The sequence below is a fragment of the Erwinia sp. MYb416 genome, assembly GCF_037479575.1.
GTDB classification, from domain to species: Bacteria; Pseudomonadota; Gammaproteobacteria; order Enterobacterales; family Enterobacteriaceae; genus Erwinia; species Erwinia rhapontici.
The window spans coordinates 1-1,161 of sequence record NZ_JBBGYT010000343.1; the positions used below are offsets into that span (position 1 = coordinate 1).

A 1,161-nucleotide genomic window follows, 5' to 3' on the forward strand; every position below is an offset into this window, starting at 1 on the left:
CCCTAAAACGGTGCTACGCATTTCAGTGGAAAGCGTTTTTTTCCAGTGTAGTAGAGCAATCATTCGCTCAAAACTCTGGGATCCAGCCGCACAAATTGACAGGCAGTCTCTTCCCAGCACAGGGAGTATCCTGAGTATGATTTCACGGTCAGAAATTGATGGTTTGGCTTACGACGAGGCCTTGCCGGAGCGGTTGAAAAACACACTTTACTGATTGTTTACCGCTAGTCTGGCGTACTACTTTTAGCCAAACTAGCGACAAGAATTTCGTATCAATGAGTTGCCATCGCAAGTGCTTTAAATATTGAACGGCGTGACGACAATGACGCGAGATGATGCCGTTTCATCTTCTGTTTTTGGCAAAAAACCATGAAAACGCAGGATGGCACCAAATGCAGCTCGCGCATCTTCTTGCAGATCATGGTCAATCACTGCATCCATCTCTTCAGCAGCCAGTAGCCTGCGATTCTCTTCATCAAGGTCGTGTCCAATAAAGACTTTTATGTCTCGTTGCATCGCTGAAAAAGCCTGCAAAACGGCACTATTTCCTCCGCCCACGCTGTAAACAGAATGAATCGAATGATCCTGTTCAAGCGCGGCACACATCTGTTTAAACGTCAGTGTATCGATACCGTAACCTTCACTGACAGCTTTAATCTGCAAATACGGGGCCCGCTGACTCAACGCCTGAATGAAGCCCTCCATTCGCTGCTCTTCTCCGCGAAAGCCCGTGCTGCTGATCACCACGGCGACCGTTTGCACTTCTGCAGATAGCCACCGCGACATCAGCCAGGCCGCCGTTCGGCCAGCACCTTCATTATCCATGCCGACATAACGGATCCGCTCGCTACGTGGCAAGTCAGTAACGAGCGTCACCACCGGCACGTTGATCGCCGCCAGTTCGGCAATTGCGCTCTCCAGCAAAAGGTGATCGCTTGCCTTGAGCAGGACCCCGTAGCTGTCATTGCCACAGCGGCGCAGCTCACGTTGCAGCTCCTCAGGCGCGATTTCCTCATAAATGTGGCAGCGCAGCGTCAGCCGAAAAGGCGCGAAGCTTTTAATTTGGCTGAGTAGTGCCGCTACCGTCAGCGAACTGAATCGCTCTGGCGCGTGCATCACCAGATCGATCGGTAACGTGCGACCGCTTGCCAGGCTCGCGCG

General features: G+C 52.0%; 1 protein-coding gene and 1 pseudogene. One reads left to right on the forward strand and one right to left on the reverse strand.

What is annotated here, in order from left to right:
* Positions 1-214 (forward strand): annotated as a pseudogene (locus WH277_RS04060) (pyridoxamine 5'-phosphate oxidase family protein); the annotation flags it as partial.
* A gap of 83 nt (positions 215-297) precedes the next feature.
* Here the strand turns inward: WH277_RS04060 and WH277_RS04065 are convergent.
* A partial coding sequence (locus tag WH277_RS04065; RefSeq protein WP_339504492.1) for a substrate-binding domain-containing protein occupies positions 298-1,161 on the reverse strand: 864 nt, incomplete at its 5' end.